The organism is Dehalobacter sp. (assembly GCA_023667845.1).
Classification (GTDB): Bacteria; Bacillota; Desulfitobacteriia; order Desulfitobacteriales; family Syntrophobotulaceae; genus Dehalobacter.
Genome location: JAMPIU010000125.1, coordinates 14,352 through 37,481 on the forward strand (window position 1 = coordinate 14,352; position 23,130 = coordinate 37,481).

21 protein-coding genes are annotated in these 23,130 nt (G+C 42.1%); 3 read left to right on the forward strand and 18 right to left on the reverse strand.

The annotated features are described in order from the left end of the window. The first annotated feature begins 41 nt into the window (after nucleotides 1-41). The 3 genes from NC238_09330 (at nucleotide 42) to NC238_09340 (ending at nucleotide 2,977) form a co-directional block, all read left to right on the forward strand. A complete protein-coding gene (locus NC238_09330) occupies nucleotides 42-353 on the forward strand; it encodes a hypothetical protein (protein ID MCM1566128.1) in 312 nt (103 codons plus the stop codon). After that, nucleotides 350-1,642, forward strand: a complete 1,293-nt coding sequence (locus tag NC238_09335; protein ID MCM1566129.1) for a reductive dehalogenase — start codon at nucleotides 350-352, stop codon at nucleotides 1,640-1,642. Before NC238_09330 ends, NC238_09335 begins: the two co-directional genes overlap by 4 nt. 84 nt (nucleotides 1,643-1,726) lie before the next feature. Next, nucleotides 1,727-2,977 carry a 4Fe-4S binding protein gene (locus tag NC238_09340; protein MCM1566130.1) on the forward strand — a complete coding sequence of 417 codons (1,251 nt, stop codon included), beginning with the start codon at nucleotides 1,727-1,729 and terminating at the stop codon, nucleotides 2,975-2,977. 90 nt (nucleotides 2,978-3,067) lie between these two features. Here the strand turns inward: NC238_09340 and NC238_09345 are convergent, their stop codons facing one another. The 18 genes from NC238_09345 to NC238_09430 all read right to left on the reverse strand — a co-directional run bounded on the left by NC238_09345 (nucleotide 3,068) and on the right by NC238_09430 (nucleotide 22,981). Next, nucleotides 3,068-3,811, reverse strand: a complete 744-nt coding sequence (locus tag NC238_09345; GenBank protein MCM1566131.1) for a Crp/Fnr family transcriptional regulator — start codon at nucleotides 3,809-3,811, stop codon at nucleotides 3,068-3,070. Nucleotides 3,812-3,848: 37 nt separating this feature from the next. Beyond that, nucleotides 3,849-4,832 carry a trigger factor gene (locus NC238_09350; GenBank protein ID MCM1566132.1) on the reverse strand — a complete coding sequence of 328 codons (984 nt, stop codon included), beginning with the start codon at nucleotides 4,830-4,832 and terminating at the stop codon, nucleotides 3,849-3,851. A gap of 128 nt (nucleotides 4,833-4,960) precedes the next feature. Continuing rightward, nucleotides 4,961-6,226, reverse strand: a complete 1,266-nt coding sequence (locus NC238_09355; protein ID MCM1566133.1) for a 4Fe-4S binding protein — start codon at nucleotides 6,224-6,226, stop codon at nucleotides 4,961-4,963. Nucleotides 6,227-6,350: 124 nt separating this feature from the next. Beyond that, the gene (locus NC238_09360; protein ID MCM1566134.1) at nucleotides 6,351-6,671 is read right to left on the reverse strand and encodes a tetrachloroethene dehalogenase; all 321 of its coding nucleotides are present in this window, start codon (nucleotides 6,669-6,671) and stop codon (nucleotides 6,351-6,353) included. 15 nt (nucleotides 6,672-6,686) lie between these two features. Continuing rightward, entirely contained in the window at nucleotides 6,687-8,342 is a 1,656-nt protein-coding gene (locus NC238_09365; GenBank protein MCM1566135.1) for a reductive dehalogenase, read from the reverse strand. A 216-nt stretch (nucleotides 8,343-8,558) separates the two neighbouring features. Continuing rightward, nucleotides 8,559-9,263: a Crp/Fnr family transcriptional regulator gene (locus tag NC238_09370; GenBank protein ID MCM1566136.1), complete on the reverse strand. Its 705-nt coding sequence runs from the start codon at nucleotides 9,261-9,263 to the stop codon at nucleotides 8,559-8,561. A gap of 37 nt (nucleotides 9,264-9,300) precedes the next feature. Further along, nucleotides 9,301-10,251, reverse strand: a complete 951-nt coding sequence (locus NC238_09375; protein ID MCM1566137.1) for a trigger factor — start codon at nucleotides 10,249-10,251, stop codon at nucleotides 9,301-9,303. A 155-nt stretch (nucleotides 10,252-10,406) separates the two neighbouring features. Further along, nucleotides 10,407-11,666, reverse strand: coding sequence for a 4Fe-4S binding protein (locus NC238_09380; protein MCM1566138.1), 1,260 nt, complete (start codon nucleotides 11,664-11,666; stop codon nucleotides 10,407-10,409). A gap of 128 nt (nucleotides 11,667-11,794) precedes the next feature. Then, entirely contained in the window at nucleotides 11,795-12,112 is a 318-nt protein-coding gene (locus NC238_09385; GenBank protein MCM1566139.1) for a tetrachloroethene dehalogenase, read from the reverse strand. A gap of 18 nt (nucleotides 12,113-12,130) precedes the next feature. Further along, on the reverse strand, nucleotides 12,131-13,783 hold the full coding sequence (locus tag NC238_09390) for a reductive dehalogenase (protein ID MCM1566140.1): 1,653 nt from the start codon (nucleotides 13,781-13,783) through the stop codon (nucleotides 12,131-12,133). A gap of 312 nt (nucleotides 13,784-14,095) precedes the next feature. Then, nucleotides 14,096-15,379 carry a methyl-accepting chemotaxis protein gene (locus NC238_09395; GenBank protein MCM1566141.1) on the reverse strand — a complete coding sequence of 428 codons (1,284 nt, stop codon included), beginning with the start codon at nucleotides 15,377-15,379 and terminating at the stop codon, nucleotides 14,096-14,098. A 350-nt stretch (nucleotides 15,380-15,729) separates the two neighbouring features. Next, nucleotides 15,730-17,097 (reverse strand): reductive dehalogenase, encoded by a 1,368-nt coding sequence (locus NC238_09400; protein MCM1566142.1) that lies wholly within the window; start codon nucleotides 17,095-17,097, stop codon nucleotides 15,730-15,732. A gap of 13 nt (nucleotides 17,098-17,110) precedes the next feature. After that, a complete protein-coding gene (locus NC238_09405; protein ID MCM1566143.1) occupies nucleotides 17,111-17,419 on the reverse strand; it encodes a dehalogenase in 309 nt (102 codons plus the stop codon). A 337-nt stretch (nucleotides 17,420-17,756) separates the two neighbouring features. After that, nucleotides 17,757-18,455, reverse strand: coding sequence for a Crp/Fnr family transcriptional regulator (locus tag NC238_09410; protein MCM1566144.1), 699 nt, complete (start codon nucleotides 18,453-18,455; stop codon nucleotides 17,757-17,759). Between the two features lie 33 nt (nucleotides 18,456-18,488). Then, nucleotides 18,489-19,466 carry an FKBP-type peptidyl-prolyl cis-trans isomerase gene (locus NC238_09415; protein MCM1566145.1) on the reverse strand — a complete coding sequence of 326 codons (978 nt, stop codon included), beginning with the start codon at nucleotides 19,464-19,466 and terminating at the stop codon, nucleotides 18,489-18,491. Between the two features lie 129 nt (nucleotides 19,467-19,595). After that, on the reverse strand, nucleotides 19,596-20,864 hold the full coding sequence (locus tag NC238_09420) for a 4Fe-4S binding protein (protein MCM1566146.1): 1,269 nt from the start codon (nucleotides 20,862-20,864) through the stop codon (nucleotides 19,596-19,598). Between the two features lie 122 nt (nucleotides 20,865-20,986). Continuing rightward, nucleotides 20,987-21,304: a tetrachloroethene dehalogenase gene (locus NC238_09425; protein ID MCM1566147.1), complete on the reverse strand. Its 318-nt coding sequence runs from the start codon at nucleotides 21,302-21,304 to the stop codon at nucleotides 20,987-20,989. A gap of 21 nt (nucleotides 21,305-21,325) precedes the next feature. After that, entirely contained in the window at nucleotides 21,326-22,981 is a 1,656-nt protein-coding gene (locus NC238_09430; protein ID MCM1566148.1) for a reductive dehalogenase, read from the reverse strand. Between the last annotated feature and the right edge of the window lie 149 nt (nucleotides 22,982-23,130).

The window sequence follows — 23,130 nt, forward strand, 5'->3', positions numbered from 1 at the left end:
GTAATCACTAGCAGGTGAAGAAAAAAGGGAGAGTGATTTTTGTGTGGTTAATCTGGATGGCGGCAGGAGCGTTTACTTTCTTTGTCGCCCAAACATTCAACAAGCGCTTAAAGGAAAAAGGAATTATTTTAAAATGGTATCAATGGGGAGTTTTTGTCATTTGGTATGCGCTTGCCTTTTTGGCAATTGATATTGTCTGTCTCAGTATTGCTGAACATGAAACAAGAGCAGCCACAATCATGGGAGCGGCTATAATAGCCATCATGCTGGTATTACTGCCCCTTCTCAGGAAAATGCTTAATCCGGGCAAAAAGAACCCGATCAACATGGAGAAAAAGGGGGAAGTGGCATGAAGACTTCAAGAAGAAATTTCTTGAAAACAGCACTAGTGGCTGGAGCAGCCTTAAGCGTTCCTGTCTTGATAGCACCGGAAGAAGCCCAGGCTAAAACCGTAGACAAACCAGTTTACGAGTTGACTAAGGATTATGGCCGTTTCAATCAGAAGAATACCATGTTCGCCCGCAAGTTTTGGGATGCTGAATACAACGCCTGGAGAAAAACTTTACAGGCTCGCGATTTTAGTGTAAAAGATGAGCACGAATACATGGCTATGAACTTGGCTGCATGGCACGTGCATAATAACGGGGCATTTATGAACGCTTTTGGAGTTTCCGCCCAATCACCTTTAATGCGGTGGGACGATGCCGTCATTACCATGGATGAAAAAGTCTCCGAAGCCTATAATACAGTTACTACTAAAAATACTGATAACCCCATGATTTGGGATGATACGATAGCTCCAAATGCTTTTCAGGCAGAGCCTGAGGTATTTAGCCGAAAGGTCAAGAACGCCGGCTTATTTCTTGGTGCATTTGATGTAGGTATTGCCAAATTAGACCCCAATTGGATTTATTCACAATACTTTAACTTTAAAGAAAAGACAAGTAAGCCTTGGCCAAAAGATCCTGCACAGTTTAAGTATGCTGTAGTAGCGGCGATCGAGATGAAAAATGACCCAATTCGTGATCTAAAAACCTACAGTGCTTCAGCAAGCGCCGGACTGGGCTACTCTAACATGGTGGAAATTGCAGACTCACTGGCTAGGTTCATCCGAGGTTTAGGATATCCGGCTATCCCTATTGGTAATGATACGATGCCAACAATTCCTGCCGCACTTGAAGCCGGTATGGGCGAATTAGGAAGAAACGGATTGCTGATTACGCCTAAATTCGGTCCCCGGGTACGGTTATGTGCCGTACTTACCGACGCACCTCTGATGCCAGATAAGCCTGTGGATATGGGCGTTAAAGCATTCTGCGATGTCTGCAAAAAATGCGCGGAAAATTGTCCTAACGGTTGTATTAGCTCAGGTGAACAAACAGCTGAAACACTCAACATATCCAACCGCCCCGGTGTCGTCAGATGGCCTGTCGACGGAAGAAAATGTTTTGACTTTTGGAGAATAAATCGTTCATCTTGCAGTGTTTGCATAGGAGTGTGTCCGTACAATAAGGTAAAAGGAACAGCTTGGTTCCATGACATAACACCTTCGGTCATAGAACATGCCTCACCTCTTGATCGTTTTCTGGTCTTCGTGGATAAAACTTTGGGATATGGTGCAAAGAAACCTTTTGAACTTTAATTAAAGACCCAAAATAAACAATAGTCATAGGGGAAGTGTTACTTTGAAAAGCGCACTTCCCCTACCTCTCTGGAGATGTAGAAAATGAAAAATTATTTGCTGGTTAAAAAGATAATAATATTTCTGGCAATTATTGCTCTACTTGGAGCTTGGTTTATTTCAGACAAACAAAAAACGAATGAAAACACAAATAACGCCAAACAATATGCTGGGGTATTAAAGCAAGCTTATCCGCAAGCAGAAGAATTCGAAAAAAGCTCCTCAGACCCTTTAACTTTTTCGGCAAAAGATTCAAATCAAAAAGAGATTGGTTTTGTAGCTTTTGGAGAAGCCAATGGTTATGGTGGTCCTCTGAAGATTGCAGTAGGTATAGATTTAAACGGACAAATTATTAGCACAATTATTGCCGAACAAAAAGAAACCCCTTCTTATTTAGAAGAAGTCCTAAGTAAAGGTTATTTGGATAAATTCAAGGATGTAAAAGTAACCTCCCCTTTTGTTCTGGGAATAGACCTTAACGGAGTCTCAGGTGCCACCATCTCCTCAAAAGCGATAGCTAAAGCTATTCGCAACGCATCCCATGCTGTCGGCAAAAAGGATCTGAACCTTGAAGTCAAAGAAATAAGTGAACCATGGAATTTTGGAGCAGCAGAAGCTGCCGTAATGTTGATATTTATTTGTGCTATTATTTTTTCTTTCTTCACTAAGCAATTGAATCTTCTCTTTAAAAGGAAATTAAATCTTCGATTTCCAATTATTCTTTGTAGTATGATAGTGCTTGGCTTTTGGCTCGATCGTCCAATTTCTATGCAATATTTGACAGGCGCGATGTTAGGTTTCTTTCCTTCAATACGGGAAAATTTTTTATGGTATTTAATTTTATTCACAGGAATTGGTTTGCCATTATTCACAGGAAAAAATATTTATTGCTTTTGGGTTTGCCCCTTTGGCGGTTTGCAGGAAATAATCAATAAACTTTGTGGGGTAAAATACCGTTTAAAAATTGCCAAAATCTTTAAAGTAACACGTTATTTCTTGCTATGGCTTGGTATTCTTCTAGTAATAATCAATAACAATCCGGCTTCAGGAAATATTGAACCGTTTGGAACAGTATTTGGCTTCAAAGGAACAGGATTTGATTGGATAGAACTTATCATCGTGTTGGTAATAGCGGTATTTAGCTATAGGTTCTGGTGCAATTTCTTATGCCCGATAGGTGCAGTAATGGACTTGTTAAGTAACGCAAACCATATGGTTACAAAAAAAATGTTGCAACTATATAATAGAACAGTTGTTCAAAAATCAGAAACTATCTCTTCAAGTCCCAAACAATAAAAAGATACTATTTTAGGATTTGATTTTTGCTCAAGGGGTCTGAATCTATAACCATATATCTGCTCTAAACACAAGTACTACTTTAGCTACTTAATCTTTAATTTTGGTTAGTAGCCGAGTATCTGTCGAACCATCAATTTCTATTACCCCGTATTCTTCTACAAGTCCCCTGTTAATAAAAAGCCTATTTCTGACAGTTTTAAGTTTCCCTGTATGTTTATACTGGCTGATCATTCGGCATACCGTACTCCGAGAGGCACTGATAATCTCTCCTATTCGCTCATGGGACAAGTTTACCGGCAGCTCATACCAATCCCCGTTCCCGTGTTTCTTTTGTTCCCCGGATTGGAGCAAGGAAACAAAATAATAGATTAACCTCTGATTGGGAGTTGACAAAGAAGAAAATATATTTTCCCCTTCTAAAATTGACCTCAATCTCAATGTTACAATGGATACCATTTCAATTCCTAAATTGATGTCCTCAAGCATGGCCTGAATCAAATCTTTTCGGGAAACCTTATACGCCTCGCAATCTTCGATAGCGTGAATGCTTACAGCAACCGGAAGCTGATCGAATGCCGGTCCTAAGCCAAAAACCCTTCCAGGGCCTACTAAAGAGGCAATTCTTTCTTCTCCACAGAGATTATTCAGATAATATGCAGCCCATCCTTTAATGACAACATACGCATGTTCCACCACACTCCCTTCCGGAATGATGATGGTACCCTTTTTAAATGATACCTTAGTTCCATTACTTGAAGCATGTTTGATAACAATGTCTTTAACCGGCCGTTCAATCCACTGTAAATACACAAGCGAATTGGAGATATACATGTTACCTCAGCCCCCCAAACGTATTAATTTAAAAGGATTATGGTCTTGCCAAATTCTCCTCCAGCAAAAAATCCATAGCTGCTCTTCTCAAAAGTTGGGTCTCCAACATCTTTAGCTCTTCGGACAGACCGGCTTCCTGATCATCTTGCCGGCTTTTCTTAAACTGTTCTTTTGCCTGCTTCATTTCTTCACTAGTAAGCCGAATCCCTTCCGCTTGAATCACTGCATCCAAAATTCTCTCTCCCAGAATTATTTTGGCAGCCTCTTCTTTACACTCAGCCAGCAACTCATCGGCCGTTATCTTCCTTTGCATTAAGTAATGAATGAGTTCCATGTCGTGGACGTCTTTAAGCTCCTTGGCAAATTTCCGGTATAAATTCTCTGCTGCTTGATTTAAGGTCTCTCTATCGAATTCATACCTGCTTCCATCCGCCAGAGCTTGAAACACTTTTTCGATGTTGGCTGCGCGTGCTATTGCTTTTTTCTCTTGATTGATCTCTGCTGATAATAATTCTTTTAATTCCTGTAACGTTTTTACTCGCGGGTCAATTTCCCGGATCATATCGTCTGTCAATTCCGACTCTTTCATACAATATACTTTTACAATCTCGACGGAAAAGGTGATTTGCTGCCCCCATAAGGCTTGGTATTCCAGTAAAACAGGTTGTATCGTGGTTTCAAATATCACTGTTTCACCCATCTTCTTGCCAAGCAGGTTGGCGGAGAAATCCTGTAAGACGTTCTCGTCACCTAATCTGAACTTAAAGCCTCTCTCCCTAAATTTGGGGACTGTCATACCATTTTCTGTTCCCTCAAAGTTTACGATGACGTAATCTCCGGGTTCGATTGGTTCATTACTTTTCTCGACCTGGATTTCATCCATTGATTTCCGAACATAATTGAGTGCTTCATTAAGTTCTTCTTCTTTGACGGATACATCAAAACGATTGACATTTAATCCTTTGTACTGTCCAAGTTCAAATTGGTTTATCCCGTCTCTAACGTCCATGTTGTCTGCCACTTAAGATATCTCCCCTTCCGGAAATTTTTAACGATCCGCTCGGATAATACCGACTGATTGAAGCATTACGATAATGTGAGCTGCTCCTAGTATCAGTATTAAAGCTATAAATAACAGATCTTTTATTTTTAGGCTTTGTTGCTTTTCCATTGGTTCCATATTCGGTTCCATCTTTGGTTGCATATTCGGTCCCCTATTTGTTTCCATACTCTCACCCCATTATTCCGCCATCGATTGAGTAAGTTGAGTATAAAGCCGACTGGACAGAAGAATTGACAATAAAACCGGCTGATAAACAGACTGATGAAAATAAATACCGGCAGCATTAACCACATGACCCATACGGCTTTAAATAGGAAGAATGCACTAAACGGCTGGTAGTCCAATGTTCCATAGTCGCCTAAGAAGCTTCCAAGCATGATGGCAGCCCATAGGATGGTCGGCGCAGCCAGCTTCAATTTCCTGGTGACTTGCGGGGAAATCCCCAGGGATTTAAAGCCTGCAGCTTTATTAATAACCTCCTGGGCTGCTCCAAAAGGGCAGATCCACGCACAGTAAATATTCTTACCTAAGAGCACAATAAAGCTCAAGGCTCCAACCATAAGTACGTACCATCCTATATTGGTCAAGCCCGGTATTTGCAGCGTTATTAAGGAGAACAAATTACTGGCTGCCACAAATTCTTTTACGAAAAAACCCATAACACCAAATGCTGCTAAAAGTATCCAAATCCGTAACCGCACAAGTTTCTTGATGAAGGCTGCAGCGAGTGCGATGATATAGACCATTATCATGGCAAAATCCTGTCGGTTAAATTGGTAACTGTCATAGGGATTGCTCCAGCGCGTATGAAAGAATTTGGATGCGATATACGCAGTTCCTTTGTTGACAGCTTCAGCTACAGCATGAGACGATACGGTAGAACCGGTTACCCGGTCAATGTAATTATTGGTTTGTCTTTCATCCAGATAACCGGAATATCCTGAGGCTCCTCCAAGATAAATGGGTTCTTTGACGGAGAGGTTCTTAAATTGATCAAACAATTTTCCGGTATAAAGTCTTGCAAAGAAGATGGGGGTCTCGCCCTGCTGGGTAATCATGACTTTTTCCACGAAGCCTTCTTGGTTGACGATGGTCATGGCTTCTATGCGTGATTGATAGCCTACGGCCAAGTCACAAACGGCATAATACTTCTCTCCTGCAGTATCAACTTGATAAGCACGTTGGGCCCCGATCATTTTCTCAATAGATGTGACACCAGGAATGTTCTGCTGAATAACCGCCTCGTAATCAACGGTCTTACTCGTCCAAAAGATATCGTAAAAGATCGCCGCGATTGCAGTTATGAATAGTACGATCAGATAGCAGGATTCCAGGTCTCTCTTTTTAGCCATCTTTTTTCATCCTTCGCTGTTTTTGGGAATAAATACTTCATAGACGCAATAAAGTACGCAAGCCACTAAGCCAAACGGATAAGTGGCCGGCGTATTTTTCAAACATTTTATTCCTTCAATTTATCTAGACCGAGGTAGTTGTAGAATTCTCTTTGCTCCTCTTTAGCGAACGATTCGATAATCTATACGTAATTACAGCCGGAACCAGCGTTGCACCGCCAAAGAAGATAAAGCCCATTGCGATCGCTTGATATTCACGTTCCATAAAACTGGAATATGCCCAAGCCAAAGTAAATATTAGCAGGAAGTTTGCAATAAAACCACCGATTTGCAGACCAATCGTGTTTCTCCCTTTCCCCTTTAAATACAGCCAAATACCGTATTGAATAAGCAACAGCAACATGCCTAGAATAGCCCATACGATTACACCAGAAATTGTTGTCATATTGGTCTTCCTCCTTTATTTTGTCGGTTCGGTATCCTTCCAGAAATCTTTGACCATATTGGCGACATAGCCTGACTCAATCCGTTCTTCAGGATTTACTGGGCCATTATAGCCGAACCACTCGTCAAATTTACGGGCCGCATCTTGAACCAAAGGAATTTGGGTGGCAATTCTCGCTACGTCATGCTGCCATTGATCAATTTTATTCCAGGAACAGACTGAGATGCAGTTTCCGCAATCTCCACCGTTATAGGCCCAAAAAGAGTTGCAACGTTGAGCGTCAACTTCCCACTTTGATGTGTAGGGATTCTCCGACGGGCCGCAATCCTCGGGCTGCAGAATCCTTGCTTCTTTCTCGTGAGAGATGGCTTGCGCCGGGCAAGCATCCGCGCATTTCAGGCACAAGCGGCAGAACTCACGTACACCGAAACTTCTTGGCTTGTCAGGAGTAAGCTCCAAATCCGTATAAACTTTAGCGATACGTACCCGGGGGCCGAATTTTTGAGTAACTAACTGTCCGTTTCTCCCTGCTTCCCCGAGACCGGCTTGAACCGCAATAGGAACGCTCAGCCCGGTGTCATTTCCCGACGGAATCGCATTGTACCCTATCTCTCTCAAAAAAGTTGCGAGCTTATACGCCACTTCTCCCATGTTCGAGTAAGCTTTGCCCGGTGCGGCGCTGTGAAGGACCGACGGGGCCGTGCGGTATGCTTCGTAATCCATTTCGAAAGCCATGGCAATAACGGATTTTGGCTTAAAGCCGGCATACTTTTCCCAGTCTGCTTCGAAAACACTCAATCCGAAAACTTCCACTTCCTGATTTTTAAGAAATTTTTCGATATTAAACGGAGCATAAACGGTTCTGCCATTAGGCATTTTGAACGGTCGGGCTTTTGGTCTGCTCCAGTTGGCATAAGTCCACCGATCGTCATAGGGTGCAATACCGGCTAAATCCGCTCCCAGAAAGCGGGCTGCCTTTTTCATAATCAGACTGGCCTCGTCCGCAGAATTGAATTTCCATTGCCTTCCCTGACTCCGCCTTTCTTCAGCTTTGGAATTATCCCAATTAAACATTCCTTGAATAACCACAGGTTCTTTCGCCATTTCATTCGTTTCGGGATTAATGGGATAATGTGCAATCACACCTGCCGGACCACTACCAGGCGCCGTAAATCCGTTGTAATTATATTCCACTGACCAAGCCGCTGTACACAAGGCGACGTCCAATGCGCGCCAGCCTAATTCTTTCTGGCGCAGCGGCAGAACAGTACCATCATGTTGAGAGAAAAAAATTACTCCCGTTTCGCTAACGGTTGCATTACGCCCTTTAATTCCAAGCTTCTCGGCATTAATCCGCGGTAGGTCTTTTCCGGTATCTTTTTTCCCTGTGATTTCGGAAACATCATCATGCACAAATTTCATTGGCGTCTTGTTTTCTTCGGTATCGAATACCCTTTGATAGTAAATCTTATTTCCCGGAAAACGTTGATATTTTGGATCGACGATGTAAGGAAATTCCGAGGTTTCCTTGATCGGAGCTACCATGTCCGCCGCTTCAGCCACGAATGGGTTAAAAGTCTCCTTTGCCGCTGCCGCCGTTGCCACGGCAACAGCCACAGTACCCATAAGTGATGTTTTGAAAAAAGACCTTCTGCTTACATTGTTTGCCATGTAATTTCTCCTTCCTTAATATAAAATCATGATTTCGTTTTCATTATACTTTTCTCAAATTATTGCCACTATGCTCAGCAGCACAGTTGTTAAATTAATTTTGGCTAAATTTTTATTGGTGTAAGATCAATGCAAATAAAAAAACTTGTGACGCGCCCAGAGGGTACGACACAAGTTCATTTCGCTGAAGCCACCATTAATAATCAAACAAACCCACTATCTATAAACACCTATTTTTTCATAGTCTTCCATGATTATTCCTTTGTGAACATAAATTTTATTATTGTCATTCTTTAGCTTGCCTACGTTTTTGTAATAATGGAACATTCGACATACCGTAACCCTCGTGGTACCAATAATTTCTGCTATTCGCGCATGAGACAAATTGACAGTTAACTCATACCAATCGTCATGCTCTTTATATTCCCCGGACTGAATCAGTGACACGAAATAATAGATTAGCTTTTCTTTTGGAGATGACAAGGAAGAAAATATATTAGCTCCTTCAAAAGCGCACATCAATCTCATCGTAACAGTGGATACTATTTCTATTCCCAAATTAATATCCGCAAGCATTCCTTGAATCAGATCGTCCCGGGACACCTTATAGGTTTCGCAGTCTTCAAGAACTTTAATACTTATGTTAATTGGCAGTTGACAAAAGGCCGGTGCTAAGCCGAAGATTCTTCCGGGACCTGCCAGACAAGCAATTCTTGATTCCCCACAGATACTATTTAGACAATAAGCTACCCATCCTTTGGTGACTAGACACGCATAATATACGACATCCCCTTCATGAAATATGGTTGCACCCTTTTTGAATACCTCTTTGTTATTTTTCCTTTTAACGAAGTTAAAGAGAATTTCATCTACAGGTGGATCTATCCACTCCAAACGTACCGCTAAATTATCAAAATACATGACTATCACCCCCAGAATAATAGTCTAAACAAAAATACTATCTAACTAAATTAGTATTTACTAAAAAATCCATAGCTTTTTTGCGCAAATATTGGTTCTCTAGAGCATCGATATCATTCGTCAGATCAGCGGGTTGCTCATTTTTCAGGTTTTTCATCCATTGTTCTTTTAAATCATTAATTTCTTTGACAGTAACTTGAATTCCTTCTGCTTGAATTACAGCGTCCAAAATTTTCTCTCTGAGAATTTTTCTCGCAGCCTCTTCCTTGCACTCAATCAATAACTCGTCGGCAGATATCTTTCTTTGCAGTAAGTAAACCATGAGTTCTGTATTGTGAAATTCCTTAAGCTCTCTGGTAAATTTCAAATATAAATCCTCTGCTTTTTGATTCAAGATTTCTTCATCGAATTCATACTTGCATTGTTCTGCCAGAGCGGCCATCACTTTATTAATATTAGCCACATGTGCTCTGGTCCTTTTTTCTATAAGAATTTTATTTTCCAGCATTTTTTCAAATTCCTGCAGCGTTTTTACCTTTGGCTCAATCTCTTGTATGGTTTCCTCTGTCAATTTCGGCTTTTCAATCACAAATACTTTAACAATTTCGATGGAGAATGTGATCTCGAGCCCCCATAAGGCTTGAAATTCAATTAAGACAGGTTGTATTGTCGTATCAAAAACTACAGTGTCGCCCATTTTCTGTCTGAGCAGCTTAGCTGAGAACTCCGGCAAAACATTATCGTCACCCACCTTGAATTGTAAACCATCTTCTTTCACTTTCGGATAAGGCATACCCGTTTCTGTTCCAACAATATTAATGATTACAGTATCCCCTGTTTCGATTGGCTCATTCCTTTTCTCGACCTGGATTTCGTCCAAAGATTTAAGAATATAGTTAATTGCTTCATCAAGCTCTTCCTCTTTAACTGATACATCAAAGCTTCCGATATTTAATCCTTTATACTTTCCAAGTTCAAATTGTTTCATTTCTTACAACCTCCATATTGACTACTACTTGATACTACCTATCCTGCCGGTTTTTTAGCGATCCGCACGGATAATCCCAACCGATTGAAGCATTACAATGACATGTGCAGCACCAAGCATGATGATCAAGCCGATCAATAACAGATCTTTCATTTTTAGCCTTTGTTGGTTTTCCATCTTTGGTTCCATATTCCGTTCCATAGTCGGTTCCATATTTGATTCCATACCCTCACCCCATTATTCCGCCAACGATTTAGTAAGTTGAGTATAAAGCCAACGGGACAAAAAAATTGGCAGTAAAACCGGTTAATAAACAGGCTGATGAAGATAAAAATGGGTAACATTAACCACATCACCCATACAGCTTTAAACAAAAAGAAAGCGCTAAAAGGCTGATAATCCAAGGTTCCATAGTCTCCAACCCAGGTCCCCAGCATGATTGCAATCCATAGGATGGTCGGGGCGGCCAACTTCAGAATCCTGGTAACTTGCGGAGAAATCCCTAAAGATTTAAATCCTGCGGCTTTGTTTAGAAACTCCTGTGCAGCTCCAAAAGGACAAACCCATGTACAGTAAATATTCTTCCCAAAGAGAACAACAAAGCCCAACGATCCGACCATAATCACGTACCATCCTAAATTTGTCAAGCGGGGTATTTGTAACGTTACAATCGAGAACAGATTGTTTGCCGTCACAAACTCTTTGACAAAGAAACCCATAACTCCAATAATGATTAAAAGCCACCAAATCCGAAAACGGGAGATTTTCTTTATAAAAGTTGCGATCAGCGCGACAAGAAAAACCACAATCATTGCTAAAGTCTTACTGTTCAATTGGTAAATGTCATAAGGGTTCGTCCATTGCTTATCAAAGAATTGAGATGCTATATACAAAGTCCCTTTGTTAACAGCTTCGGCAACAGCATGCGATGATACCGTTGAGCCAGTTACCCTGTCAATAAAATTTTCTGTTTGTCTTCTGTCCAGGAAACCGGAATAACCATAGGCGCCTCCCAGGTAAATGGGCTCACCGAGAGAAAGGCTTTTAAATTGATCAAAAAATTTCTGGCTATAAAGCCTGTCAAAAAACACAGGCGTTTCGGCATGCCGGGTAACAATGACTTTCTCTACCAAACCCTTATCGGTGAGAATTGTCATGGTTTCAATCCGAGATTGATATCCTACCGCTGAGTCACAAACTGCATAATACCGTTTCCCAGCAGCATCAATCTTATAAGCGCGTATAGTTCCTACGATTTTTTCAATGGACGTAATTTCTGGTACGTTCTGCCTGATAAGTGCAGGATAATCAATTGTTTTTTCGGCAAAACAGGCGCCATAAATGATTGCTGCAATCGCCGTAAAGAATAATGCCATTAAATAATAGGACTTAATATCTCTCTTCTTCCTCTCCACTTTTTTCATCCTTTTCTAATTTCAGAACAACCGTCTGATAATAAAGGACGTAAGCCACTTAAGACCTCGCAAGGCAAAGTGGCTGTTTACGTCTTAATTAAATATTTTAACCTTTTACTTTTACCTGATTAAACCGAGATGGTTTCGGAATTGTCTGCCTTCTTCTTCGACGGACGGTTAATTAATCGATACGTTATCGCAGCCGGAATCAGCGCCGCACCGCCGAAAAATAAAAAGCCCATGGCAACAGCCTGGTATTCTCCCTCAGCAAAGCTGGAATAACCCCAAGCCAAAGCAAATACAAACAGAAAATTGGCACAAAAAGCACATAACTGCAAAGGAACCGTATTTTTCCCTTTAAGCTTCAAGTATTTCCAAATACCGTATTGAATCACCAGCATCAATATACCGATACTCATCCAAATTAATACATCGAAAATCGTCATGTAGGATATCCCTCCTCTTTATTTTGTAGGTTCGGTGTCATTCCAGAAATCATTAACCATGTTCGTGACATAGCCAGATTCAATCCGCTCTTCGGGATTTACAGGACCGTTGTAGCCAAACCATTCATCAAACTTGCGAGCCGCGTCCTGAACCAACGGAACTTGGGTAGCAATTCTGGCTATATCATGGTTCCACTGCCCGATTTTATTCCAGGAACAGACCGCAATACAGTTTCCGCAGTCCCCACCGTTATAGGCCCAGAAAGAGTTGCAGCGGTGTGCGTCAACGTGCCATTTTGATGTATAAGGAACTTCAGAAGTACCACAATCCTGGGGCTGCAGAACCCTTGCTTCTTTCTCGTGAGAGATGGCCTGAGAAGGACAAGCATCCGCACACTTCATACACAGGCGGCAAAACTCACGGACTCCGAAGCTTCTCGGTTTGTCTGGAACAAGCTCCAAATCTGTATAGACTTTGGCGATACGAACCCGAGGACCGTATTTTTGCGTGACAAGCATTCCGTTTCTTCCCGCTTCCCCTAGACCGGCTTGGACAGCGATGGGAACACTCATTCCAGTGTCATTCCCCGACGGAATCGCATAGTACCCAAGCTCTCTTAAAAAAGTTGCAAGTTTAAAAGAAACTTCTCCCATATTGGAATAAATTTTGCCGGGCCCAGCGCTCTCAATGATTGATGGCGCCGTTCGGAAAGACTCATAATCCATTTCAAAAGCCAATGCAATTACATTTTTGGGTTGGAAACCGGCATATTTCACCCAATCAGCTTCAAAAGTACTTAGTCCAAACACTTCCACTTCGCGGTTTTTAAGATATTTTTCAATGTTATACGGCGTATACACAGTTCTACCGTTTGGCAATTTGAACGGCATGGTTTTTGGTCTACACCAGTTACCGTAGGTCCAGCGGTCATCATAGGGCGCAATTCCGACGAGGTCCGCCCCTAGAAAACGGGCTGCTTTCTTCACAATCTTTGTAGCTTCTTCCGCTGAGTCGAATTTCCATTGCAATCCTTGACTCCGCTTGTCTTCAGCCATGGTGTTATCCCAGTTAAACATCCCTTGGAAGACCACAGGCTCTTTTGCCATTTCATTGGTTTCAGGATTAATGGGATAATGCTGGATTATTCCAGCCGGACCACTGCCGGGTGCAGTAAACCCGTTGTACCAAAACTCTACCGACCAAGCTGCAACACTCAAGGCTACGTCCAATTGGCGCCAGCCGACTTCTTTGTGCCGCAGCGGCAGAATAGTACCATCATGTTGGCCAAAAAATATAACGCCTGTTTCAGAGACTGTTGCCTGCCGGCCTTTAATACCAAGGGTCTCAGCGTTAATTCTCGGCAGATCTTTTCCGGTGTCTTTCTTTCCGGTTGTTGCCGAAACGTCATCGTGGACAAATTTAATCGGCGTCTTGTTTTCTTCCGGATCAAAAACCTTTAAGTAGTAGACCTTGCTCCCTGGTAAACGTTGATACTTTTCGTCCACTGTGTAAGGGAATTCCGATGTTTCTTTAATAGGCGCTACAATGTCTGCCGCCTGGGCAACTAGGGGATTAAATGTTTCCTTTGCAACCGTAGCCGTTGCCACAGCCGCGGCAACGGTGCCCATGAGTGAAGCTTTGAAAAAACTTCGTCTGTCTAAGTTTCCCATGAAGTCTCTCCTCCCTAAATAAGGTAATTTTAATTTCATGTTTATCGTACTTTAGATTCAATCGACGAACCTGTATACGGTGATACACCTTAGAAAAAATGGTTTATATTCATTCCAAAATATTACCTTTTCCGAGAAGATAGCAGGGGAAGGCCGTAAACATAAAAGAACCTACTTATTAGATTAGACACTTGAAAAATGGTCTAATAATAAGTAGGTTCTTGTTGCTTCATTAAGCATATTCTGCCGATAGAGTCTGTTTATTTCACTGTCTATATTTCACGTACGGTTCTGAAGAAGAAAATACTAGGCTTATTTTTTACCAATAAGCCGGGATAATCCTTCACCTAGCTGAGCCAATGTTTCTGCGGATTGGTTTACCAAAAGCATTTTAGCATTTTGTTCCTCCGAAGCGCCAGATACCTCTTGCGTGCTGGAAGCCGTTTGTTCAGCTATGGCACCAATACTCTCGATAGAAATGGCAGCTTGCGTCGTTCCGCTGGCTATTTCCTGTGCCGCAGTCGTAACCTGCTGAATCTGACTGACAACAGTCTTAATCTCCTCGACAATTGTCTGGAATGATCTCCCCGCCAGCTTGACAGCCTCGACGCCTCCGGCTACTTCATCCTTACTTTTTTCCATCATTTCAACAGCACGTTCTGTCTCCCGTTGAATATTACCGATAAGAATTGCAATCTGGGCTGCGGAAGTTGACGATTGTTCCGCCAGTTTACGTACTTCATCGGCTACAACAGCAAAACCTCTTCCCTGTTCGCCTGCCCGGGCCGCCTCTATAGCGGCATTAAGAGCCAATAGGTTGGTTTGTTCGGCAATATCTTTAATGACATCAACAATATTGCCAATCTGAATGGATTGATCCCCTAATATAGAAACAACTTCGGATGTTTGGACGGATGCTTCACTAATCTTTTCTATTTTTCTAATGGCATTTTCTGCTTGACTGAACCCGGATTCTGCGGCCAGTGCAGCCTTTCCGCTGCTTTGGCTGACGCTTTCTGCATTGGCAGCAACTTCTTGCGCGTTTGCGGAGAGCTGCTCGATAACCACACTTGTTTGTTCTAAAGAGATCGCTTGGTCTTTTGCCCCGGTTGCAAGTTGGCCTAACATATCGGAAAGATGTGCACTTACGGCGGTCGTTTCCTGTACGGTCGAAGATAATTCCCCGCTGGTGTTTTCTAAATTTTCAGCAGTTTCCATAAGCTTTGCAATAAGCGCGCGCCGATTAACGACTAAATTATTCGTGACAGCAAGCAGGTCATCCAATAAGCCGTCTGTATTTACGTCAAATTGTGAAGCTAGTTTACCCTCGGAAAGGTCTTTATTATAATCGGTATACATGCGTAGAAATTTTGCGTTTCGATATATCAGGTAGGCTAGACTACTGCTTAAAATCAAGCCGACAAAGGAAAACAGAATACTTGCTTTTATCACTGTATTGAGCAAATCTTCCAGACTGCTCCATTGTCCATTGGCCACCATTCCCTTTAGAACAATATTTACACCGGCAGCTATGAGAAAAAGTAAAACAATAATGAAAATATTTATGTATTGTTTTTTCGTAATGGTAAGCTTCAAAATATATCCACCTCTTTATTCTTATTTATTCCTGTATTTAGCCTACAACAGTTAATAATAGATTAGGTTAATAGTAACTAACAATGATTGGCAATGTCAATAAATTTTTTGGAATATTTTGTGCCATATTGGCTCATGCGGTCATTTAAATGGTAATATTTTAGATATTTCATAGAATTAGCGGCGATTTATAACCCAATACCGAATGAAGCCGATATACATTTTCTGCCTCGCGGAAAGGCTGCCGCACCTAAATTGAAAAAGATGCCCCAAGTATGATTTAGGGCATCTCCAATCCGGATCCAGTTATACTATTTATATAACTGCAATAGACTTAGTGATTAAAGATATCAATGGGCTGCCGGTACTTTGTACAGTTCCGGCCATTCCAGCCACCATTTATATTTTTCAATCTGCTCATCACCATAACCGAACATATCATCAATTTTTTTCAACAGGCTGGAGGAAGCTTCTCCATGGCTGCCGATCCAGGTGCCGGCAGTATGGAACCAGGATTGTTCCTTGGAGTTCCACGGACATACCTTCATACATCTGCCGCAGGATGAACCTTCTTGATTGGTTGTACGGAATACGGTGCATTTTTTCATATCACTGTTCCAACGTAAGTAACCGTTGTATTCAACCGGTTCCTTATCGAAGGTAATAGCGCTGGAGGGACAATTTTCTGCACATTTGCCACAGACTCGGCAAAAATCCAGCATACCGAAATCAATCGGATTGTCAGGAACAAGCGGCAAATCCGTGGTCACTGCTGCCACCTTGTGGCGGAATCCCATACGCGGATGTGCAGCGCAGTCACCTGTTCTGGTTAACTCACCCAGTCCTGCAGCAATAATACAGGGTGGCATGGTTGCCGCATAGTTTGTCAAATGATGCGCTCTGGCGCTATATCCAAGTGATCGGATATAATTGGCCAAGATAACCGTAACGACTCCGGTCGTATGATAAGAGCGCATGGATTGACCGGCGCTGATACCGTCATATCCGGTCGAGGCCAGCATGGTCTCTAAATGCTGGTCAATCATTACGACAATAACATACGGCAGCCTCTCGGTTACCGGCATTGCGTTGGTCAAATCATCTTTCAGCATATCATCCTGACTCGGCATTTTATGACTATAGTAAGCAAAAGCAGGCATTTTGCCAATCCCGACTTCATCCGCCCGTAAAAAATATGCGCAATCTTTGATGTGTTGGGACATTTGCTCAGGGTCGGGAATCGGTAACTTGGTCGGTGAGGGCTTTCCGTCAACCATTTCTTCAGGAGCAAGATTCATAGCGAACCCGCCAATAGCGGCATTTAAGGGGTGCTTCATAACAAATTGGAAGTGGTAGTACCCTCTTTGAGATTCCGGCGTAAGTTTGCCGCGACAAGCCAGAGCAAATCCCATCTCGGCTTCGTGGGTATTTTTGACCGTGCCGACAAGCTTCGATGTGCCTAGCCACTGGTCATTGTGTTCGACAAATCTGACGGAAGCACCGCCATAATCTATAACGGGATGAAGTTTGGACTTTGCGCCGTTCTGGGGCACTGAAGCATTCGTCACTGCATCCGCAGCCTTTGCTGGTAAAGCGTTTACCGCTCCGAGAATCCCCATGCCAAGAGCAGAAGCGGCACCAGCTTTCAAAAAGTTGCGTCGGTTCATCTGTAATTTCGGCTGTTGCTGCTTTCCTTCATGATCAGAAAACCTGGACATTTTTTTCACCTCTTTATACTTCTACGCTTGAATTTGTACGTCTTTGTTTACCGAGAAAGCCTAAAAGTCTGGCTAGTACGACGGCGAGAACAACTGATAATCCTAAGAACAAAAAGATTGCAGTACTTGTGGCCTTAACATGTCCTACGATGGAATTAATATAAACAAAAGAGATTCCAGTGGCGGTAATCAGATACCAAATAACGTACAATCCCCAGTTCAGGACAGTTTTCCATTTTTGGTCCTTTTTCGCCCGGGGTTTAATAAAGAGGATCCCAGCTAAAAACAAAATTCCGGCTAAAAAAACTAAGAAAGTTCCCATTTTTTCACCTCCTCCATACAATTTGCATTTCTCAGAAACCTTACACCTACGTTGAATCAACCGACTACAAAAAAATACATCTGTTTGTAAATCTGAATTGACCGGATGAACGGTTTGCGAGAAATCTATCGTCAACGAGATCATAACACTTTAAAAAAAAAAAAATTATTAGCGCATGGTAAGTTTTTTGTTAACATATGCTAATATTCTTTTCAGTTTTGGGATTCGATAACAAAATGATATCTGGTTTTAATATTCAAAAAAATAAGCCAGGATTTTCTCCTGGCTTTTGACTGTGGTATAAAATTCTATATTTTTTCCTAACGGTATCCGTTTCTTAAATTCCTATTTCTCCATATTCCTCGAGTATCAGCTCCCTGTGAACATAAAGTTTATTCTTACAATTTTTTAGTTTACCTGTGATTTTATACTTACTGATAATTCGAGATACCGTAACCCTTGAGGCACCGATAATTTCTCCTATCCGTTCGTGAGATAAGTTCACAGGCAGTTCAAACCAATCTCCATGTTTTTTACATTCGTAGGATTGTAGCATCGATACGAAAAAATTTATTAATCTTTCTTTCGGAGATAACAAAGAAGAAAATAGGTTGGCACCTTCAATAACACAGCGTAATCTGTTGTATAAAATGCTTATCACTGCAATTCTTGCCTCTAAGTTATCAGCCATTGACTCTATCAGGTCGGCCTTGGAAACCAGATAGATCTCACAATCTTCAATTGCTTTGACACTTGAATTAATTGGAAGCATATCAAATGCCTCACCTAACCCGAATACTCTTTTTGGACCAACCAGGCATGCAATTTTTGACTCTCCACGAAGATTGTTGACATAGTAAGCAACCCAGCCTTTGGCTAAAAAGTGCGCATTCTGCACCAACTCGCCTTCGTGCAGAATGGTCGTCCCTTTTTTATATGATACTTTAACTCCTTTACTCGTCGCATGACTTACAACGCTTTCAACAACTGGCGGATCCACCCACTGCAAGTACGTACAAGAATTCACTGTATACATACCGATTACCTCGTTATATCTTGGTCTAAGATATTATTGCGCTAGATTTGCCTCTAACAGAAAGTCCATCGCTTTTCTACGTAAGCATTGGACATCTTGTATATTGTTTTCTCTTGACAGTTCTACTTTCTCTGCTTTCTCACGGTTCTGCAACCGGACTTTCTCATAGAGCATTTCTTTATCCGTAAGCTGAATTCCTTCTGCCTTGATCACTGCATCTAAAATTTTCTCTCCAAGAATTCTTTTTGAAGCTTCTTCCTTACACTCGTTCAGCAGCTCATCAGATGACAGCTTCCTTTGGATTAAGTAAACAATGAGTTCCATGTTGTAAACGGCCTTAAGCTCCTCAACAAACTTTCGATACAAATCCTCCGCTGCTTCGACTAATATTTCCTGCTCGAATTCATATTTGCAGTTCTCAGCTATTGCCCCAATTACTTTACTCATATTAGCGATTTGTGCTTTATTTACTTTTTCCTGAAAAATTTTATTCTTTAATATGATTTCAAATTCCTGCAACGTTTCTACCTGCGGATCAATTTCCCGGACAATATCGTCAGTTAATTCCGGCTCTTTAATACGATATACTTTTACAATCTCGACCGAAAAAGTGATCTGTTTTCCCCATAAGGCTTGGTATTCCAGTAAATCAGGCAGTACCGTCGTTTGAAATATCACCGTTTCGCCCGTCTTCTTACCAAGCAGGTTGGTGGAGAATTCCTCTATAAAGTTTTCATCACCCACTCTGAACTTAAAGCCCCTGTCCCTTAATTTGGGGACTATCTTGCCATTCTCCGTTCCTTCAAAATTTACGATGACATAATCTCCGGTTTCGATCGGTTCATCATTTTTTTCGACCTGGATTTCGTCCAAAGATTTCTTAACATAATTAAGCGCTTCATTAAGTTCTTCTTCTTTGACGGAGACATCAAAACGATCGACGTTTAATCCTTTGTATTGTCCAAGTTGGAATTGTTTCATCTCGCTTCTAACGTCCATGTTGACTGCCATTTGAGACTTCCTCCCCTTCCGGAAATTTTTAACGGTCTGCCCGGATAATGCCGACTGATTGTAGCATTACGATGATGTGAGCTGCTCCGAGTATCAGTATTAAGGCAATAAATAACAGATCCTTTATTTTCAAGCTTTGTTGCTTTTTGCTTTGTTCCATCCTTGGTTCCCTATTCGGTTCCATTTTTGAACCCACATTTGTTTCCATACTTTCACCCCGTTATTCCGCCAACGATTGAGTAAGTTGAGTATAAAGCCGACTGGACAGAAGAATTGACAATAAAACCGGCTGATAAATAGACTGATGAAAATAAATACCGGCAGCATTAACCACATGACCCATACGGCTTTAAACAGGAAGAATGCACTAAACGGCTGGTAATCCAATGTCCCATAGTCCCCTAAGAAGGTTCCAAGCATGATGGCCACCCATAGGATGGTCGGCGCAGCCAGCTTCAATTTCTTGGTGACTTGCGGGGAAATCCCCAGAGATTTAAAACCTGCTGCTTTATTGATAACCTCCTGGGCTGCTCCAAAAGGGCAGATCCACGCACAGTAAATGTTCTTGCCTAAGAGAACTATAAAGCTCAATGTTCCACCCATAAGCACGTACCATCCCAGATTGGTGAAGCCGGGTATTTGCAGCGTTATTAATGAGAACAAATTACTGGCTGCCACAAATTCTTTTACGAAAAAACCCATAACACCAAATGCTGCTAAAAGTATCCAAATCCGCAACCGCACGAGTTTCTTGATGAAGGCTGCAGCGAGCGCGATAATATAGATCATCATCATCGCCAAATCCTGCCGGTTAAATTGAAAACTGTCATAGGGATTGCTCCAGCGCGTATTGAAGAATTTGGATGCGATATACGCAGTCCCTTTGTTGACAGCCGCCGCTATAGCATGAGACGATACGGTAGAACCGGTTACCCGGTCAATGTAATTATTGGTTTGTCTTTCATTCAGATAACCGGAATATCCTGAGGCCCCTCCTAAATAAATAGGTTCTTTGACGGAAAGGTTTTTAAATTGATTAAACAGTTTTCTGGTATAAAGTCTCTCAAAAAAGATGGGAGTCTCACCCTGCTGGGTGATCATCACTTTTTCCACGAAGCCTTCTTGGTTGACGATGGTCATGGCTTCGATGCGGGATTGATATCCTACTGCCGAGTCACAGACGGCATAATATTTCTTTCCTGCAGCATCAACTTGATAAGCACGTTGGCCCCCGATCATTTTCTCGATGGATGTGACACCAGGAATGTTCTGCTGAATAACCGCCTCGTAATCAATGGTTTTACTTGTCCAAAAGATACCGTAAAAGATCGCCGCTATCGCAGTTAAGAAAAGTACAGCCAAATAATAGGTCTCCGGGTTCTTCCTTTTCCCTTCCACATCTTCATCCTCATCTTATGTGTTTTTTTGAACCATATGTTTGATAGTACGGACACGCAAGCCACCTAATACAACATAAGTGGCTGCGTGTCCAAAACCGATCACGTTATTTTAATTCTTTCCTAAATTGTGTTAGCTTCACCTTTTTTTATGGTCTCCTTTGAGGAACGATTTACCAGCCTATAGGTAATAATGGCCGGAATCAGCGCTACACCGCCAAAGAAAAGAAAGCCCATAGCAACTGCTTGATATTCCCCTTCAACAAAACTGGCGTAACCCCAAGCTAAAGAAAACACCAAGAAAAAGTTTGCACAAAAACCGCCAAGTTGAAAACCAATCGTATTCTTTTCTTTACTCTTCAAATACCGCCAAATGCCATATTGAATTAAAAGCAATAATATGCCGAAACTCATCCAAGTCAGGACATCTACAATCGTCATCATGATGGATTACACCTCCAATTATTTTATCGGCTCCATGTTATTCCAGAAATCAATAACTTTGTTCTTAACATACCCGGACTCGATGCGTTCTTCGGGGTCTACCGGGCCGTTGTAGCCAAACCATTCATCAAACTTACGCGCCGCATCTTGAACCAAGGGAACTTGGGTAGCGATTCTGGCAACATCATGATTCCATTGCCCGATCTTATTCCAAGAACATACTGCTATACATACTCCGCAGTCATTGCCGTTATAGGCCCAGAATGAATTACAACGGTGAGCGTCGACGTGCCATTTTGATGTGTAAGGAACCTCAGACGGACCACAATCCTCCGGTTGCAAGACCTTTGCTTCTTTCTCGTGAGAAATAGCTTGAGCCGGGCAACCGTCCGCGCATTTCTTACATAAGCGGCAGAACTCACGGACTCCGAAACTTTTTGGCTTGTCAGGAATTAGTTCCAAATCTGTATAGACTTTGGCGATGCGAGCCCGAGGACCGAATTTTTGAGTAATAAGCAACCCGTTTCTTCCGGCCTCTCCGAGACCGGCTTGGACTGCAATCGGAATGCTCATCCCTGTGTCGTTTCCTGAAGGGATCGCATTGTACCCCAGATCTCTTAAAAAAGTTGCAAGCTTGATGGTCATCTCTCCCATTTTTGAATAAGCCATACCCGGTCCAGCACTCTGAAGGATCGATGGTGCAGTACGGAAAGCCTCGTAACTCATTTCAAACGCTACAGCAATCACGTATTTTGGCTTAAAGCCGGCATATTTTTCCCAATCCGCATCAAACTTGTTCAGTCCGAAGACTTCTGCTCCCTCATTTTTAAGTACTTTATCAAGGTTATACGGAACGTACGCAGTTCTGCCATTAGGTAGTTTGAACGGCTTGTGTTTTGGTCTGCACCAGTTGGCGTAGGTCCAGCGATCATCATAGGGTGCAATGCCTACAAGATCCGCCCCCAGATGGATTGCTGCTCTTTTAATATATTTTGTGGCTTCCTCGGCAGAGCTGAATTTCCATTGTCTTCCCTCATTCCGTCTTGCCTCTGCTAAACTATTATCCCAGTTATAAATTCCCTGGACAGCTACCGGTTCTTTCGCCACTTCATTCGTTTCGGGGTTAATGGGGTACTGATAAGATATACCAGACGGACCGCTGCCTATCGCAGTAAACCCGCTGTACGACAGTTCCACAGCCCAGGCTGCGAAAGCCAAAGCAACATCTATTTGACGCCATCCTTCTTCTCCATCGCGCAATGGTGGAGAAGTACCATCATGCTGGGCTATAACCCTAACCTCTGTCTCGGACACTGTTGCCCGCCTGCCTTTTATTCCAAGGGCTTCAGCGTTAAGCCTTGGAAGATCTTTCCCCGTGTCTTTTTTTCCCGTGATTGTAGAAACATCTTCGTGCACGAATTTGATCGGCGTCTTGTTTTCTTCCGGATCAAACGCCTTGATATAGTAGATCTTGTCACCCGGCAACCGTTGATACTTTTCATCGACTGTGTAAGGAAATTCCGATGTTTCTTTGATAGGTGCCACGATGTCTGCTGCCTCGGCAACTAAAGGGTTAAATGTTTCCTTTGCCACCGCAGCCGTTGCGACAGCGGCAGCGACGGTACCCATGAGTGAAGCTTTTAAAAAGCTTCGCCTGTTTAAGTTGTTTCCCATGCAAGTATCTCCTCCTAATTGGTATTAATATTTCAGTTGTATTTTACTTCAGCTAAAATGATTGACTATATCCAGTGATACAATTTTAAAAATATTTCCATTAATATTTTCTTATTTATAATGCCAAACCTTAAAGAAGATTTTTGCTT

Coding starts and splice junctions, on each gene's coding strand:
- NC238_09405 (MCM1566143.1), bottom strand. CDS start 17,419: ATGGGAACTTTCTTAGTTTTTTTAGCCGGAATTTTGTTTTTAGCTGGG.
- NC238_09345 (MCM1566131.1), bottom strand. CDS start 3,811: ATGTATATCTCCAATTCGCTTGTGTATTTACAGTGGATTGAACGGCCG.
- NC238_09375 (MCM1566137.1), bottom strand. CDS start 10,251: ATGAAACAATTTGAACTTGGAAAGTATAAAGGATTAAATATCGGAAGC.
- NC238_09335 (MCM1566129.1), top strand. CDS start 350: ATGAAGACTTCAAGAAGAAATTTCTTGAAAACAGCACTAGTGGCTGGA.
- NC238_09340 (MCM1566130.1), top strand. CDS start 1,727: ATGAAAAATTATTTGCTGGTTAAAAAGATAATAATATTTCTGGCAATT.
- NC238_09385 (MCM1566139.1), bottom strand. CDS start 12,112: ATGACGATTTTCGATGTATTAATTTGGATGAGTATCGGTATATTGATG.
- NC238_09430 (MCM1566148.1), bottom strand. CDS start 22,981: ATGGGAAACAACTTAAACAGGCGAAGCTTTTTAAAAGCTTCACTCATG.
- NC238_09425 (MCM1566147.1), bottom strand. CDS start 21,304: ATGACGATTGTAGATGTCCTGACTTGGATGAGTTTCGGCATATTATTG.
- NC238_09365 (MCM1566135.1), bottom strand. CDS start 8,342: ATGGCAAACAATGTAAGCAGAAGGTCTTTTTTCAAAACATCACTTATG.
- NC238_09370 (MCM1566136.1), bottom strand. CDS start 9,263: ATGTATTTTGATAATTTAGCGGTACGTTTGGAGTGGATAGATCCACCT.
- NC238_09410 (MCM1566144.1), bottom strand. CDS start 18,455: ATGTATACAGTGAATTCTTGTACGTACTTGCAGTGGGTGGATCCGCCA.
- NC238_09415 (MCM1566145.1), bottom strand. CDS start 19,466: ATGGCAGTCAACATGGACGTTAGAAGCGAGATGAAACAATTCCAACTT.
- NC238_09360 (MCM1566134.1), bottom strand. CDS start 6,671: ATGACAACAATTTCTGGTGTAATCGTATGGGCTATTCTAGGCATGTTG.
- NC238_09400 (MCM1566142.1), bottom strand. CDS start 17,097: ATGTCCAGGTTTTCTGATCATGAAGGAAAGCAGCAACAGCCGAAATTA.
- NC238_09390 (MCM1566140.1), bottom strand. CDS start 13,783: ATGGGAAACTTAGACAGACGAAGTTTTTTCAAAGCTTCACTCATGGGC.
- NC238_09355 (MCM1566133.1), bottom strand. CDS start 6,226: ATGGCTAAAAAGAGAGACCTGGAATCCTGCTATCTGATCGTACTATTC.